The 16,476-nt window shown below is 41.7% G+C and carries 15 protein-coding genes; 10 read left to right on the forward strand and 5 right to left on the reverse strand.

Features of this window, described 5'->3' with window-relative positions; translation table 11 throughout:
- Positions 1–34: 34 nt before the first annotated feature.
- Genes AC1DU2_RS25700 through AC1DU2_RS25710 form a run of 3 tightly spaced genes read right to left on the reverse strand, consistent with a single transcriptional unit; the run spans position 35 to position 2,171 of the window.
- On the reverse strand, positions 35–772 hold the full coding sequence (locus AC1DU2_RS25700; RefSeq protein WP_477387953.1) for an SGNH/GDSL hydrolase family protein: 738 nt from the start codon (positions 770–772) through the stop codon (positions 35–37).
- Positions 769–1,527: a lipoyl(octanoyl) transferase LipB gene (gene lipB / locus AC1DU2_RS25705; protein WP_477387955.1), complete on the reverse strand. Its 759-nt coding sequence runs from the start codon at positions 1,525–1,527 to the stop codon at positions 769–771. Before lipB ends, AC1DU2_RS25700 begins: the two co-directional genes overlap by 4 nt.
- Positions 1,527–2,171: a 4'-phosphopantetheinyl transferase family protein gene (locus AC1DU2_RS25710; protein WP_477387957.1), complete on the reverse strand. Its 645-nt coding sequence runs from the start codon at positions 2,169–2,171 to the stop codon at positions 1,527–1,529. The genes lipB and AC1DU2_RS25710 overlap by 1 nt, the downstream gene beginning before the upstream one ends.
- 202 nt (positions 2,172–2,373) lie before the next feature.
- Between AC1DU2_RS25710 and dcd the strand changes: the two genes are divergently transcribed.
- The 3 genes from dcd (at position 2,374) to AC1DU2_RS25725 (ending at position 8,409) form a co-directional block, all read left to right on the forward strand.
- On the forward strand, positions 2,374–2,910 hold the full coding sequence (dcd, locus tag AC1DU2_RS25715; protein ID WP_477361036.1) for a dCTP deaminase: 537 nt from the start codon (positions 2,374–2,376) through the stop codon (positions 2,908–2,910).
- A gap of 292 nt (positions 2,911–3,202) precedes the next feature.
- On the forward strand, positions 3,203–5,923 hold the full coding sequence (locus tag AC1DU2_RS25720) for a TonB-dependent receptor (protein WP_477387959.1): 2,721 nt from the start codon (positions 3,203–3,205) through the stop codon (positions 5,921–5,923).
- A 62-nt stretch (positions 5,924–5,985) separates the two neighbouring features.
- The gene (locus AC1DU2_RS25725; RefSeq protein WP_477387961.1) at positions 5,986–8,409 is read left to right on the forward strand and encodes a carboxypeptidase-like regulatory domain-containing protein; all 2,424 of its coding nucleotides are present in this window, start codon (positions 5,986–5,988) and stop codon (positions 8,407–8,409) included.
- A gap of 98 nt (positions 8,410–8,507) precedes the next feature.
- Here AC1DU2_RS25725 and AC1DU2_RS25730 read toward each other — a convergent pair whose 3' ends face one another.
- Positions 8,508–9,935, reverse strand: a complete 1,428-nt coding sequence (locus AC1DU2_RS25730; RefSeq protein ID WP_477387963.1) for an L-serine ammonia-lyase — start codon at positions 9,933–9,935, stop codon at positions 8,508–8,510.
- A gap of 129 nt (positions 9,936–10,064) precedes the next feature.
- Between AC1DU2_RS25730 and AC1DU2_RS25735 the strand changes: the two genes are divergently transcribed.
- A complete protein-coding gene (locus AC1DU2_RS25735) occupies positions 10,065–10,532 on the forward strand; it encodes a DUF5684 domain-containing protein (RefSeq protein WP_477387965.1) in 468 nt (155 codons plus the stop codon).
- Entirely contained in the window at positions 10,532–10,897 is a 366-nt protein-coding gene (locus tag AC1DU2_RS25740) for a DUF2752 domain-containing protein (protein WP_477361025.1), read from the forward strand. The genes AC1DU2_RS25735 and AC1DU2_RS25740 overlap by 1 nt, the downstream gene beginning before the upstream one ends.
- Here AC1DU2_RS25740 and AC1DU2_RS25745 read toward each other — a convergent pair.
- Positions 10,879–11,622: an RDD family protein gene (locus AC1DU2_RS25745; RefSeq protein ID WP_477387967.1), complete on the reverse strand. Its 744-nt coding sequence runs from the start codon at positions 11,620–11,622 to the stop codon at positions 10,879–10,881. The genes AC1DU2_RS25740 and AC1DU2_RS25745 overlap by 19 nt on opposite strands.
- A 93-nt stretch (positions 11,623–11,715) precedes the next feature.
- Here AC1DU2_RS25745 and AC1DU2_RS25750 point away from each other — a divergent pair, with 93 nt between their 5' ends.
- From AC1DU2_RS25750 to AC1DU2_RS25770, 5 genes are read left to right on the forward strand one after another with little or no spacing between them, the layout of a single operon-like run.
- On the forward strand, positions 11,716–12,678 hold the full coding sequence (locus AC1DU2_RS25750) for a stage II sporulation protein M (protein WP_477361023.1): 963 nt from the start codon (positions 11,716–11,718) through the stop codon (positions 12,676–12,678).
- Positions 12,662–13,558: a hypothetical protein gene (locus AC1DU2_RS25755; RefSeq protein WP_477361021.1), complete on the forward strand. Its 897-nt coding sequence runs from the start codon at positions 12,662–12,664 to the stop codon at positions 13,556–13,558. Before AC1DU2_RS25750 ends, AC1DU2_RS25755 begins: the two co-directional genes overlap by 17 nt.
- A complete protein-coding gene (locus AC1DU2_RS25760) occupies positions 13,545–14,327 on the forward strand; it encodes a hypothetical protein (protein WP_477387969.1) in 783 nt (260 codons plus the stop codon). Before AC1DU2_RS25755 ends, AC1DU2_RS25760 begins: the two co-directional genes overlap by 14 nt.
- Positions 14,324–15,508, forward strand: coding sequence for a DUF4350 domain-containing protein (locus tag AC1DU2_RS25765; RefSeq protein WP_477361017.1), 1,185 nt, complete (start codon positions 14,324–14,326; stop codon positions 15,506–15,508). The genes AC1DU2_RS25760 and AC1DU2_RS25765 overlap by 4 nt, the downstream gene beginning before the upstream one ends.
- A complete protein-coding gene (locus tag AC1DU2_RS25770) occupies positions 15,498–16,475 on the forward strand; it encodes an AAA family ATPase (RefSeq protein WP_090641457.1) in 978 nt (325 codons plus the stop codon). Before AC1DU2_RS25765 ends, AC1DU2_RS25770 begins: the two co-directional genes overlap by 11 nt.
- The last annotated feature ends 1 nt before the right edge of the window (position 16,476 follow it).

Here is a 16,476-nt window from a genome sequence, read left to right on the forward strand (position 1 = left end):
GTTTAAACCGATCAATACCGGCTTAAACCCGGGCCTATTTTTTTAGCTGCTCCTGCATTTCCGGTATCAATTTTAATACCCACTGGTAGTACATTTTGGCAGATGGATGCAAGCCATCATTGGCCAGCAGGGTAAGATCAAACGCTGCCTGCTTTGATATAGGGGTAATATCTACATAATTAACCCCTGCCTTTTTGCTTTCATCCAGGTTGATGGCATTAAACAGGTCTATTTCGGGACCGATAACGGCATCATTGCCATTGGCAAAGGGCGTTACACCGTAATCCGGAATAGATAAAACAAATACATGCTTTTTATTGCCTCTTGCAAACTTAATGGCTATTTTTAAAACCTCCGCAAATTTCACACGGTAGTTATCTTTACTATAGCCTCCGTATTGGTCGTTAACACCAATAAGCAGGGTTACAAAATCATAAGTTTTATCATTGATAGTGCTGCTTTTAATCGCAGCTATTAGCTGGTCGGTTATCCATCCGGTGCGGGCTATAATCGTCGGTTCGGTTACTTTAAACCCTGGCAGAACGGCTGCAAGCTGATAAGGGAACGACTCTGCCGCGGTAACAGACTGCCCTATAGTATATGAATCGCCAAGTGCAAGGTAGCTCAGGGTATCAGTGGTAGTGCCCGTTACCGGTACTGTACCTGTTGAGGGCGGAATAGGCCCGCTATTACTGTTTTGCATCTGATCGGTCTTTTTTGAGCACGCTGTTAGCGCGCTTATCGAAAATAAAATTAAAAATAGTGCTTTCATGACAACATCTCCATATCAAACAATACGGAAATGTGGTGCTTAAGGATTTCTTTTACTTCATTTATATTTACCTCGTAGCCAAGTTCCTGCTGCATCGAGGTTACAGCTTTATCATCAATACCGCAAGGCACAATGTTTTTAAAATAATCAAGGTTAGGATTTACGTTAAATGCCAGCCCATGCATGGTTACCCAACGGCTGCACCGCACGCCCAAAGCGCAAATTTTGCGGGCCTTTTTGTTATCAGCATCAAACCAAACACCGGTGTAACCTGGGTAACGGCCGGCCTTTAAACCATAATCGGCAAGGGTCAATATCACAGCCTCCTCCAGCGTGCGCAGGTACAGGTGAATATCGGTAAAAAAATTATCCAGGTCCAATATCGGGTATGATACTATCTGCCCCGGACCATGATAGGTAATATCACCGCCGCGGTTAATAGTATAGTAAACCGCATGTTTTTCTTCCAGGCCGGCTTCATCCAATAGTAAATGTTCGGCTTTGCCGCTTTTGCCTAAGGTATATACATGGGGGTGTTCGCAAAAAACAAGGTAATTGAAGGTTTCGTCGGCTTCAAAGGGGTCAAATGCATCGGCAGGCACCAATGTTTTAGCTGCCTCGGCATAAGCCAGCTCGTTATTACGGTTATCAAGCTTGGTTTTTACCGTTGCAGCAAACAGGTCTTCCTGCCTGTCCCAGGCCTGCTGGTAATCTATCAGGCCCCAATCCTGGAAAAATACTTTCTTATTCTTCATCACTTATCTTCTTTTACGTAGCCAATCATATAATCAGAATATTGCATATAGCCAACTGTGTAGTCTAAATTAAGTTCATTTTTATGCAAATTGGCATTTAGCACGCCGTGGTGTTCAAAGTTAAAAGGCTCTAAAAAAATGTTATCGGCAAATGATACCTCTTTTTGCCCGTTGCATTTATAAACGGCTTCTTTGGCGCACCAGCAAACATAAAGGTGTTCTATTTTTTTATCCTCGCCAATAAAAGCAAGCTCATCTGGGCGCATAAACTTAGGGGCTATACGCTCAACTTTTTCTTTTATCTGTTCAATGTCAATGCCTACCTTATGAGTTTTACTGATCATCACCGCGGCATAATCAAACGAGTGACTCAGCGAGATATGGTATGGCAGGTTTACCAGGTAAGGTTTGCCATGTACGTCAACTTTGCAATCAATATACTCATCAGTACTCAGCATTTTACGCAACAATACGCGGGTACCCAACCAGTGAAGGTAACGCTTACTATGGCTTAGCTTTTCAACATACGCTTTCTCGGCTTCATCCAATTGCAATTGTTTATACAGGTCATCAGCCTGCTCCTCTATTTTCCAGAGTGCAAACTCAGTATCATCATCAATACGCTGCCGGTACGCTATCGCCATAAAAGTAAAATTGCAAAATCGGACGCAAACTTATGCCAAATAAATTTAATTATAATAATTGCCATATCATATTCATAAACGATTGATTTTTAATTAACTGTATACCAAATTCTATTCAACAATCAATTTCAACAATGTTTGGTTGTTTACTATTGCCTGTTGCGGTAATTAGTCATATTTTCGCCCCTCATCAAATTTTGCTATGATATTATCTGATAAGCGCATCCTCGAAGAAATAGAAAAAGGGACCATCATTATTGAACCATTTGCGCGTGAGCAACTTGGCACAAACTCCTACGATGTGCATTTGAGTAAACACCTGGCTACTTACCGCGATAGGGTACTTGATGCCAAAAAACATAACGAGATTGATGCCTTCGAGATACCTAAAGAGGGCTTTGTACTGCAGCCCAACACCCTTTACCTGGGCGTAACGGTAGAATATACCGAAACCCATAAACATGTACCCTTTTTGGAAGGAAAATCGAGCACCGGCCGCTTGGGTATTGATATACACGCCACAGCCGGCAAAGGCGATGTTGGTTTTTGCAACACCTGGACACTTGAAATATCATGCGCCCAACCCGTGCGCGTATACGCCGGCATGCCCATTGGCCAGCTGATATATTTTGTTGTTGAAGGCGAAATTGAAACCCTGTATAACACCAAAAACAACGCCAAATACAACAACCCTACCACCCGCCCGGTTGAAAGTATGATGTGGAAGAATAAGTTTTAGGACGTTGTAAGTTGGACGCGGTACGTTGTACGTGTTTTTGGCTAATTAACCTTTAGTTATAAGAAATACGTTCGCTTTTTTTTCTGACCGATTAAACCTTTACCTAAACCAACAGTCAAACCGCCAACTATCCAAAACCTTTACCCATGAAAAACAAAAACCATAACTTTAAGCTCCGTTCTTTCAACGTAAAACTTATAACGTAAAACCTAAACCGCCTGCCTCCCTTCCCGTAACACACTTGTTATAATATTATTATAATATTTTCCGTAGATTGAAAATTATTTACCTGATGAAAAACAAACGTCTTTTTACCGGTTTATTGATAACTGTTATTGCTACAGCTATATTGAGTTTTAAAGGGCCGGGCGAAGAGCTGCTGCACAAAATGGTCGACCAGCTTTATAAATGGCGGGCCGAGCATCCGCAGGAAAAAGTTTACCTGCAATTTGATAAACCAGGTTATGCCATTGGCGATGACATCTGGTTTAAAGCTTATGTAACTATCGGCAGCAAACACCAGCTCTCGGCACTAAGTGAGATTTTGAATGTAGACCTGATTGACGAAAACGACTCTGTAAAACGAAGCATCAAACTCCCGCTTATCAGCGGCCTGGCCAGCGGCGATTTTGCCCTTGCCGATTCGATGAAAGAAGGCAACTACCGCATTCGCGCTTATACCAACTGGATGCGTAACGAAAGCGATGCTTATTTTTTTGATAAAACCATCACCGTTACAAATAGCATCAGCAATAACGTTTTTACTAAAACTGCGTTTACTTATTCCACTCAAAACGGCAAACAAAAGGTAAGCGCACTTATTAGCTATAGCAACATTAACGGCGAACCTTATGTGGCTAAAGAGGTAAGCTATCACATACAACTAAACGGGAAAACCGTTTTTAAAGGCAAGGGGATTACTGATGATAAAGGCAATATTGATGCAAGCTTTATAAATACAACTAACAATTTAGCCGCCACCGGCCAAATACTAACCACCATTAAATATGCCGAGAAGAAAATGGCCGAGAAAGCCATTGCCATAAAGGCAGTATCCAACAAAATTGATGTTCAGTTTTTTCCCGAAGGCGGCAGCCTTATTAATGGGGTAAATTCAAAAATAGCATTTAAGGCTATTGGCGCCGATGGTTTGGGGGTAGATGTAAAGGGTACTATAGTAGATGAGCAAAACCAGTTAACTGCCAATTTTAATAGTACTCACCTGGGTATGGGTGTTTTCAAATTTCTGCCGACAACGGGAAAAACTTACAAGGCACACATTACCTATCCCGACGGAACTGAAGGAATATTTGATTTGCCCAAGGCGGTTGATAACGCGTACTCCTTAGCTATTGACAATTCATATGACGACAATATTTTGATTAAAATACTGCCGGGCAAAGATTTGTTAGATAGTGCTACACCTACAGCCGGGCTTTTGCTGGTAGCGCAGGTGGGCGGCGAGATTTATTACGCAGGCAACAGTGCCGATGGCGGAAAGACTTTTACCGCCGAAGTACCCAAAAGCAAATTCCCTTCGGGTATTGTGCAATTCACTTTATTTTCAGATAAGGGCGAGCCGCTAAACGAGCGCCTGGTTTTTGTAAAAAATAACGACGATTTAAAACTGTCGTTATCTGCCGATAAGAAGAAGTATGCCCCACGTGAAAAAGTGACCATTAGCCTGAACGCCAAAAACGTAGAGGATAAACCTGTAAGCGCCAGCTTCTCCGCCGCGATTGTGGATCTGTCGAAAATTTCGGTTGATGAAACGGCAGAAGAAAGCATTTTATCAAACATCCTGCTTACATCCGATTTAAAAGGTTATATCGAAAAACCAGGCTACTACTTTCACAACGCAAGCGCCCAAACCGACCTTGATGCCCTGCTCCTTACCCAGGGCTATCGCCGTTTTGAATGGAAAAAAATATTGAATGACAGTTTTAGCCCTATAGTTTACAAACCCGAAAAAACTTTACAGGTATCGGGCCATTTGAAAACTTTTGGCGGCAAGGCGGTTGTGGGTGGTAAAGTGACTTTATTCACCACATCAGGAGGCATTTTTATTCTCGATACGGTATCTGACGACAAAGGAAACTTTGTTTTTAAAGACCTGGTGTTCAGGGACAGCATTCGTTTTGTAGTACAGGCACGCACGGCCAAAGACCGCAAAAACCTGGAAATTGAGCTTGATAATATTGCCCCGCAAGCCGTTGGCAAAAACAAAAACGCACCCGATGTACAGGTAAACATCAGCGATGGACAGTCAGTGTACCTTAAAAACAGTAAAAGCAAGTTTAATGAGGATATTAAATATGGCATTGGCAACCATACCATTGTTTTAAAAGAAGTGTTTATAAAAGACGTGAAGGATAAAAAAGACCTGATTAAAAACTCTAACAATTTAAATGGTGCCGGCAATGCCGACCAGGTACTTACTTACAAGGACTTTCAAAACATGGGTGGCACGTTTACCAATGCCTTACAAATGAAAATATTTGGGGTGATTTTCAAAAATGGGGTGCCCTACTCAACCCGCAGCCAAAACCAACCCATGACCATTATGGTTGATGGCGTTGAGGTTGAAGGCGATTATTTAAATAACTTAACCACAAGTGACGTTGAAGGGGTGGAAGTTTTACGTACGATAGGCAATACGGCAATTTATGGTTTCCGTGGCGGCGGTGGCGTTTTGGTTATCACTACCAGGCGGGGCGGCGATGGCTCTGTTTACAACCGCTATGCGCCGGGTGTAGTAACCTATGCACCAAAGGGATATTATAAAGCCCGCGAATTTTATTCGCCGGCATATGACGATCCTAAAACCAATACACAGATGCAGGATTTACGCTCAACGATATACTGGAAACCTAATATTATAACGGACAAAGATGGCAATGCCACATTCTCGTTCTTTAATGCCGATGCAAAAGCCACTTACCGCATTTTAATTGAAGGGATTGATGTTGAGGGTAACCTTGGCCGGCAGGTTTTTAATTATCGGGTGGAGTAAATCGGGGTGATGGCAGCTAATTTATTGCGTATCCCTCAAATACTGAATTTATTGTTTTTTTTATGAAACTTGGCCTAACCTTCATTTTCCTGTTTACTTTATTTTGCACATTGAACAGCCTTGCCCAAACTGATTCGGCATTTTTGGCGCGCACGGTTAATTCGCTCGAAAAATATTTATTGGCAAATCCGGTAGAGAAAGTTCATCTGCACTTTGATAAACAAGGGTATATGCCCGGCGATACCATTTGGTTTAAGGCTTATGTAGTAACCGGCGAAAACCACTCCTTATCGGCAATCAGCAATGTGGTGCATGTTGAATTACTTACGGCAAAAGATTCGGTAATAAGCCGGATGGCCATGCCTTTAAGCTCGGGCATAGGCTGGGGCGATATTGCCTTGCCCGCCTTATTAAAAACGGGTAAATATCAATTAAGGGCGTATACTAATTGGATGCGTAACGATGATCCGGCATATTTCTTTAGCCAACAGATAAGCATAGGCGATTTACAAACGGTAAAGGCAAAAAAACAAAATATAACTGCTAAGCCCGATGTGCAGTTTTTCCCGGAGGGAGGCCTGCTCATTAACGGCCTGCGATCAAAAGTAGCTGTAAAGTCGGTAGATGAAAAAGGACTGGGCGAAGACCTGGAAGGATTAGTAACAGATAATGACGACAATGAAGTAGCGGAATTTAAAACCCGTCATTTGGGGATGGGGGTATTTGCTATTACACCAACAGCAGGCAAACTTTATAAAGTTAAAATAACGTGTAAAAATGGTAGCCGGTATAGCTTTGATTTACCAAAAGCACGTGACGATGGTTTTGCCATCGCCATTAATAATACACAGGCAGATAGTTTAAGTGTGCGCATAGTTGCCTCAAATAAATTATTTGAAACTCAAAAAAGCACAGGCTATTACCTGCTTGCACAATCGGGTGGTAAAATTTTTTATACAGCCGCCTTCAGGCTGGCGGCACAAAGCTTCAATACTGTTATCGATAAAAAACGTTTCCCGACGGGTATAACACGATTTACGCTATTTGCTGCTAATGGCGAGCCGCTTAACGAACGTGTAGTCTTTATCCAAAATAACGATGCGCTCAAACTCAACATAACACCGGTAAGCAAACCCTTAACAGCCAGGCAAAAGGTACAACTTAGCTTAGATGCTAAAACCGCCAATGGTAGCAATATTACCGGAAGCTTTTCGGTATCTGTGATCAACGAAGATTTTACACCTGTGGATGAATTGTCAGAAAACACGATCCTGAACAATTTGCTACTTACTTCGGATATTAAAGGGTATATCGAGCAGCCCAACTATTACTTTACTGATATAACCGATAAAACCCGGGCCGACCTGGATATTTTGATGCTTACGCAAGGTTATCGTCGTTTTGAATGGAAACAGGTTTTAGCTAATAAAGATCAACAACCGCTATTTGAAGCCGAAAAATCACTGCAGATTTCCGGATACGTAAAAACCTTAGATGGCAAACCGGTACCTAACGGCAAAGTAAAGCTGTTAACAACCAAAGCGGGCATTTTTATGTTGGATACCGTAACCAATGAAAACGGAAAATTCAGCTTTAACAGGCTTCCTGAGGATAGTGCCCGGTACGTAATACAGGCCCGCACTGATAAGGATAAAAAAAATGTAATGGTTGTGCTTGATACGCTATCCGATTATAAATCATTGATATTTAGAAATGCAACCGGCGAAAAGGATACGATAAAAGAACTAACTACCTACCAAAAGCAGGTTAAACAACAACTCAAACTAAGCTTAGATAAGCGCACTATACAGCTTAAAGAAGTAGTGATAAAAGACAAAAAGGATACGCCAAAAGACATTTTTAGCCATGCAGAACATCCCGACCAGGTGATAAACGATTTTCCGAAAGAGCCGACCGGAGAAAGCCTGAGTACTTTTTTGGGCGTACGCCTGCGTGGTATCGAGATGAGGAGCTCGGCAGAAGGCGCTTCCTTTTATACTGCACGATCTATAGCTAAATATTACCCAAACCCGCCACCAATGATGGTAAAGCTTGACGGAAGTATAATTGACCCTGCCATTTTTAGCACCGTATTACTAACAGATATTGAAAGTGCCGAAGTGATAAGAACAACCGGGCAAATGGATATGACAACAGGTGCAAGGGAAGTACTTTACCTGATTTCAAGGAAACATTCGGGCGCGGTAATCAAACCATCAACTCCCGATGTTATCACCTACCAATCAAACGGATTATACAAGGCAAGGGAGTTTTATTCGCCCAAATATGATAAGATCAATGAAAGCAACTCAAAGCCCGATTTGCGGACAACCATTTATTGGAACCCAACCGTTATTGTTGACAAAGGCACTACCGACTTTGAGTATTTTAACGCCGACACCAAGGGCACTTACCGCGTAACCGTGGAAGGAATTGATGCCGACGGTAATATGGGCAGAGTTGTATACAAATATAATGTTGAGTAAATGATGCTCCTTCAAGCCTCCGAAATCAACCCTTTTGACCACATACTTTTTTATCTATCATTTGCATATCTGAAATCTGCACATTTGCACATCATTACCTAACACTCGGGCAAGCTGATAGGTATATTAATGGCCAGCCCGCCATCTGATGTTTCTTTATATTTAGAATTCATATCCAGCGCGGTTTGCCACATTGTTCTTACTACGGCATCAAGGCTTACTTTGGCCTTTTCGGGATTGCTTTGCAGCGCTAACTGTGAGGCCGTAATGGCTTTTATGGCCCCCATGGTATTGCGCTCGATGCAGGGGATTTGCACCAGGCCGCCAATAGGGTCGCAGGTAAGGCCAAGGTGATGTTCCATGGCTATTTCGGCAGCCATGAGTACCTGTCGCTGGGTGCCGCCCAGGCATTCTGTTAACGCGGCAGCAGCCATGGCAGACGAAACGCCAATTTCGGCCTGGCAACCGCCCATTGCTGCGGATATCGTAGCCCCTTTTTTAAAGATGCTGCCAATCTCGGATGCAGTTAGTAAAAACTGGATGACCTTCTCATCGGTATTACCCTCACAAAAAACAATATAATATTGCAACACTGCCGGGATAACACCGGCAGCGCCGTTTGTAGGTGCGGTAACTACACGGCCAAATGAAGCATTTTCCTCATTCACCGCCAACGCAAAGCAGCTTACCCAATCCAATATATTTTTAAAACTATCACCCGTTTGCCGTATAGCGATAATCCACTCTTCGTAATTATTGTAAGGCCGGTTACCCAGTAGTTTGGCATTTAGTTTGAAAGCCCTGCGGGCAACATTTAATCCCCCGGGTAACTGACCGGTAGTATGACAGCCACGGTACATGCATTCTTTTAGCGCATTAAAAATATGGAGTACACCGGTACGCGTTTCATGTTCGCTACGCCAGGCCAGTTCGTTTTCCATAACCACTTCTGAAATGCGAAGGCCGGTTTTTATACACCAATGCAATAAATCGGCAGCAGTATCAATCGGGAACGGCAGATCGACCTCATGTTTTGACTGGGCTGATGCGCCGTCCTTAACCACAAACCCTCCGCCTATGGAGTAATACGTTTCGGATACAGCTTTGCCATTACTCAAAAACGCCTGAAAAGTGACAGCATTAGGGTGAAAAGGCAAACTTTCGTTAAACAAAAACAGCAGGTCGTCAATTACCGAAAATTCAATTTCTTTAACCCCACCCAATATCAATTTATGCGAAGAGGCAATATGGTCAATTTTCGGGGTAATCTGGTCAACCTCAAAAGTTACGGGATCATCTCCGCTTAGGCCCAGCAGTACGGCAATATCAGTGCCATGCCCCCTGCCTGTTTTTGCTAAAGAGCCATAAAGCAGTATTTGCACCTGGTTAACAACCGGCAGCACCTCCTGTAGTTGCAACGATAGTACAAACTGCTGGGCGGCACGCCAGGGCCCAAGGGTATGCGAGCTTGATGGCCCTATCCCTATCTTAAACATATCAAATACCGAAATTTGCTCCCTTACCATTGGCGTCAAATTTAAAAATAATAAGCTAACCAAGCTTTGTAATAAATATGATGGAGCGCTTAATTTTTGTTTAAAAAATTTATATTTTGCAACAACTAAAACTTATAAAAACACTCAAACCTTAAAAACATGGAAAACTACGATCCGTCAAATCCCGGGGCGCCTTTTATTTTTGCTATTATGGGTATCTTTATGATTCCCGGGCTTATAGCTGGTGTAATTTGCGCTATTGGTATGTGGAAGATATTTGAAAAAGCAGGCAAGCCTGGCTGGGCTTCATTAATTCCCATCTACAATTTAATTGTCTTACTAGAAATTATCGGGAAACCAATGTGGTGGTTAATTGTAATATTTTTTCCATGTACCAGTTTCATCTTTGCTATTTGGGCTTTGAATTTATTGAGTAAAAGTTTTGGGCAAAGTGAGGGCTTTACCGTTGGCATGATTCTGTTACCTTACATATTCTTCCCGATTCTGGGTTTCGGAAAGTATCAATACATAGGCCCCGCAGGTGCTGGTTTTGCGGGCTTCCAACCATATGATCCTTCAAAAGATTATCAGGATCCGTTTAATTCTAATACGCCACCGCAAGCTTAATGCTGCCTAATTATAGCACATTACCATTATTTTGCAGTCAGTTGGGTTTTATCCACTGGCTGCAAAATCATTTAATACCCTGCCCATTTAAATATTTAACGGGGATTGATTGCCCTGGCTGCGGCTTTCAGCGTTCCGTAGTTGCCCTTGTACAAGGCGATTTACATAAAAGCCTTGTATTATACCCTCCTGCCATTCCCCTCATTTTATTTTTTGCTTACGGCATCGCCGATAGTTATTTTAAACTCGACACCAAAAAGTTCGCGGTAAAAAAAATCTTGTTTATGATTGTTGGCAGTATAGTACTTATCAGTTACTGCATTAAAATGTATGGCATTTACCTACATTACAGCACATCTGCCTGAGCTACAATGTGGCTGTAATCTTTTATAATAGTTTGCAAAAACAACATATCGTTCATTTCGGCTGGCGGAGTTATCCCTAAAAGATCTTTGATGCGCTGTGCCATATTAAACACCAACACGCTGTTGCGATTTTTAATGTAGCTGTTTATTACCTCATTTATCAATTCAATATCTTTATCGTTAAGGCTGGCAGCAGCAGCAAAAACCGGCTGGTAATCATCGGCAGAGGGGCTGAAAGCTATATTATTGATTTTTGTACGTGCCTGGGTGCGGATGAGTGTAGTACCGGCAACCATATCGCCTACGCGCTGCGATTTATCAGATACGGCTACACTTATCAACCCACACAAATGCATTGTGCCGGGGAAAAAATCAATGATCCTGAACAGCCAGCGTAACAAGTATTGGCTAAACCTTGGCCGGGCTCCGTCAAGGCTTATCACTTTTATTTTCATGATGCGCTTACCAACACTTTGCCCGTTCATGGCAATTTCGCAAGCCAAATCATAAAACACGTATAGTGATGCATATATAATCACCAAAACGCCAATTAGTGCGCCTTCGGAATTTAGGATGTTTAACATCGACATCACGATCATTGCAGCAATGAATATCACTATAAACATGGCCATGTCAATCAGGTAAGCAACAATACGTTYGCCCAGGCCGGCAACTTCGTAGTCAATATCAATGTTTTGTGATGTGGTTATCCTTATAGTTTGCATATCATCAAATATAAACGCTAATTATGTTTTTTTTAGTTGTTATATATCGCATTTGTAATTATTTTAACAAAATATTTCAATGTTGGATAACTGATGCGCGAACCTCTTTTTGTAAAACAAAACGCTGCCAAATGGAGCAGCTTTGAACAATCGCCAACAGACGATCCTGATGAGCTTGCCGAAAGGTTTATCCAAATAACCGACGACCTTGCTTACGCCAAAACATTTTACCCAAAATCAAAAACCACAGCTTACCTTAACGGGCTGGCAGCTGGTTTACACCAATCCATCTACAAAAACAAAAGCGAAAAAAGCAACCGTTTCTTAACCTTTTGGAAATACGAATTGCCCATTTTGTTTAAAACCTACCAAAGGCCGCTGTTGTACTCATTTATATTTTTCATCATTTTTTGTTCTATAGGTGCCTTATCGGCAAAATATGATGAAAACTTTGTGCGCCTTATCCTGGGCGATGGATATGTAGATATGACCAATGCCAACATTGCCAAAGGCGATCCGTTTGGTGTATACAAACAAGGCGGCGAAACCCTGATGTTTCTGGCGATAGCAGCCAACAACATCTATGTATCGCTGGTTACTTTTGTAAGTGGTGTTATATTTTCTGTCGGATCAATATACTTTCTGTTCCGTAACGGGCTGATGCTGGGATCGTTTCAATATTATTTTTTCAGCAAGGGATTGGGCTTAAAATCAATCCTGGTGGTGTGGATACACGGCACTTTGGAAATTTCGGCTATCATGATAGCCGGTGCTGCAGGCATTATTTTAGGCAACAGTCTTTTGTTCCCTAAAACGTATACCCGCATGGTATCCTTAAAAAGAGGGGCTAAAGATGGCATGAAAGTAGCTATTGGCATAGTACCAATTTTAATTGTGGCCGCCTTTTTTGAAGGTTTTGTAACCCGCCATACCGAAATGCCCCTTTGGCTTAGCGTTACCATTTTAACATCGTCATTATTGTTTATCATTTGGTATGTAATTATATACCCTAATAAAATTTATAAAACCCTAAACCACAATGCAACCAAAAATTGAATTAGCTAAAACCCGCGATTTTGGCGAAATAATAAGCGACACATTTCTTTTTATTAAGCAAAACCTAAAACCCCTGCTTAAATACTTTTTCACGTTTTGCGGTATTTTTATAGTAGCAGCAACCATTAGCGCTTGCCTAATGCAGCTAAAAATGACCACTAATTTTAATAACCTTTCCAGCGGGGCCTATACTAACCAGTACGCGCCATCCTTTTTTAATTTTTTGGGAACCGAGTTTGTATTAACTATGGTGTTTACCCTATTAAGTATTACGGCCATAATAGTTACTGTTTTTTGCTATATGGCTTTGTATAAAGAAAAGGGCAACCAGGTGCCTGCAGCCGAAGAGATGTGGGGTTATATCAAATTTTATTTTCTGAAAATATTGGGCAGCTCAATATTGATCAACCTCCTGCTGGTGGTTGGTTTTGTATTTTGTTTAATCCCTGGTATATACATGTCGCCTATCCTGGCATTAGTGGCCCCCATTATGATCATGGAAAACACCAGTTTTGGCTACGCTTTTAACCGCAGCTTTGTTTTGATAAAGGAAAACTGGTGGGCAACTTTTGGCGCATTGATAGTTACCTGGATAATATTTTCAGTATGCCGCGCCATTATAGTTATTCCGGTTACCATAGTTAATGCTGTCAGTTTAGTAACACATGTTAAGGGAGGTGCCCATTTTTCTATTGTTGCCGCTGTAATTGGAGCGGCACTTCAGCAAGTGTGCCAGGTATTCATCATCATCCCTATAGTTAGCCTTTGCCTTTGCTATTTCAATTTAACCGAAAGTAAAGATGGCACCAGCCTATTAAACAGGATAAACCAAGTGGGCACCATAACGCCCGACAATGATTTACCGCTTGAAGAATATTAATATGCTGCGCCTGCTCTGCTTTATATTTTTTTCATTCGCTGTTCCCGTTCATTCAGTTAAAGGTGTTGTTCCTGTTAAAAAGAGCACTAAACCTTTGGTACTGAAGCTGGACACTCAACAGGTAAATGTGCGCCACCTGGATAGCACAGCTATTAAAGCCTTCAGCAAACTCCCCGAGTTTAAATACGATGAAGAAATACAAAAAGACCCTTCATGGTGGACTCGCTTTTGGCATTGGTTTTGGACCTGGCTTAAAAACCTGTTTAAACCAGCAAAAATTTCGGATAATAAAGTGAACCCGTTTTTCCAGGTGCTGTTATATGTACTGCAGTATCTTTTCATAGGCGCAGGGTTGGCGGCTGTGGTTTTCCTGGTTCTCAAGCTGGCTGGTATCGATTTACTGCATGTTTTCAGGCGCAAATCAATGGGGGCAAATTTACCCTACCAGGAATCATTGGAAAACATCCACGACATCAATTTTGACGACGAACTGGAGCGGGCTATCGCGCAGCATAATTACCGCCTGGCTGTACGGCTGCTGTACTTAAAATGCCTGAAACAGCTTAGCGATGCCGACCTTATTAAATGGCAGATAGATAAAACAAACAATGCCTACATTAATGAATTAACCAACCCCAATCAGCGCCAGGTATTTAAAACTCTAACCCTGCAGTTTGAATATATTTGGTATGGCGAGTTTGGCATTGATGCCTCCGTTTTTAAAAACATCAGTACATTATTTACAGATTTTAAAAAGGAGATATCATGAAGGATTTTAAAATCTACATTTCAATTGCCAGTATCCTGCTTATAGTATACCTTGTTGCGCAATACAATAAACCCAACGCTATTAACTGGCAATCAACACTTGCCAAGAATGATAAAATTCCGTTTGGTACTTATATTTTGCATAACCAGCTTGAAAAGCTTTTTCCTGACGCCGAAATTGCCAATACCAACAAATCCATTTACAACGTTTTCCACAACGATAGCCTGCAGCAGGGTAATTACATCATTATAGCCAAAAGCATAAAGCTCAATAAATTTGATTTTGACGAAATGATGAAATACGTCAAAGCGGGTAACTCGGTGTTTATGTCGGCATTTAACTGGAGTGGCTACCTTGCCGATTCGCTAAAAATTGAGTCACAGGCCGAGTATGCTAAACATAACGTATCCTTTAATTTTGTTAACGGCAAATTACGGGCTCAAAGTAGCTACCTGTTCAATCGTGATATTGCAAACCAATATTTTAGCAGTCTTGATACCGCCAAAGCAACCGTTTTGGCACAAAACTATGCTAATCACTGTACTTTTATGAGTTACAGTTTTGGCAAGGGGCACCTGTATTTATGCGCGACACCCGACTTATTTACTAACTACAGCCTTTTAACCAGGCAAGGGAACGATTTTGTCGAAAAGGCTTTCTCCTACATGCCTGCTGCCGACCATTTGTATTGGGACCAATTTCAAAATGGCGATATACCTGAAGATCTTTCGCCATTAAGGGTGTTTTTTGCTAACCCAGCTTTGCAATGGGCATACTATTTAAGCCTTTGCGGTATTTTAGTTTTCATTTTTTACGAAATGAAACGCCGCCAGCGGGTTATACCGGTAGTAGAGCCCTTACAAAATTCGACCCTGGAGTTTGTAACTGTTGTGGGGCAGGTTTATTACGAAAAACGCGACAATGCCAACATTGCCCATAAAAAAGTGATTTATTTGTTGGAGCATTTCAGAGACTATTACCGCCTTAAAACCAACAAACTTGATAACGAATTTATAGATACTTTATCAAAAAAGACGGGCGTAGCCATCGAATTTATTACCGACCTGGTGCATTCGGTGATTTTTATAGGTGCGCAACACCACGTTACCGATCATGAATTAATCAGATTAAATAAACTTATAGAGAAATTTTACAGCCAAACCGGACACAATGGAAAATGATTTTTTTGAACAACGAACTGATATGAGCAGGTTAAGCCTGGCTGTTGACCAGATAAAAGCTACACTGGGTAAAATTATTGTGGGGCAAACCGTGTCTATCGACTTGCTGATAGCCGGTATACTGGCCGATGGGCATATTTTGATTGAAGGAGTACCCGGTGTGGCTAAAACGCTTACCGCCAAACTTATTTCAAAAGCAATTGACGCCAAATACTCCCGCATTCAGTTTACGCCGGATTTGATGCCATCAGATATATTAGGTACTTCTGTATTCAACCCTAAATCAACAGAGTTTGAATTTAAGCAGGGTCCTATATTTGGCAATATCATCCTGATAGATGAAATTAACCGCGCACCTGCAAAAACACAATCGGCTTTGTTTGAGGTGATGGAAGAAAAGCAGGTTACAATTGACGGGCACACCTATAAAATGCAGGAACCCTTTACTGTATTAGCTACCCAAAACCCGGTTGAGCAGGAAGGTACCTACCGCCTGCCCGAAGCACAACTGGATAGGTTTTTATTTAAAATAGAAATTAAATACCCGTCGCTGGAAGAGGAAATAGCTATAATTACCCAACAGCATCAGCAAAAAAATACAGATCAGTTAAACAATATTACTCCTGTATTATCGGCTGGCGAAATTATATCTTTAAGGCAACAGGTACGGGCTTTGCATGTTGAGCGCAAGCTGTTGGAATTTACAGCTAAAATTGTTTTTGAAACCCGCAACCATAAATCATTATACCTGGGTGGTTCGCCAAGGGCTTCGCTGGCTATGATTAGCGCGGCTAAGGCACTGGCAGCTATTAAAGGGCGCGATTTTGTTACGCCCGATGATATTATTTACGTTGCAGCGCCTGTATTAAGGCACCGGGTAATGCTTACGCCAGATAAGGAAATGGAAGGCCTGAGCCCCGACGATGTAATTGGGCAAATTATTCAAAAAATAGAGGTACCACGATAAC

The sequence above is a fragment of the Mucilaginibacter sp. P4_C11 genome, assembly GCF_056402115.1.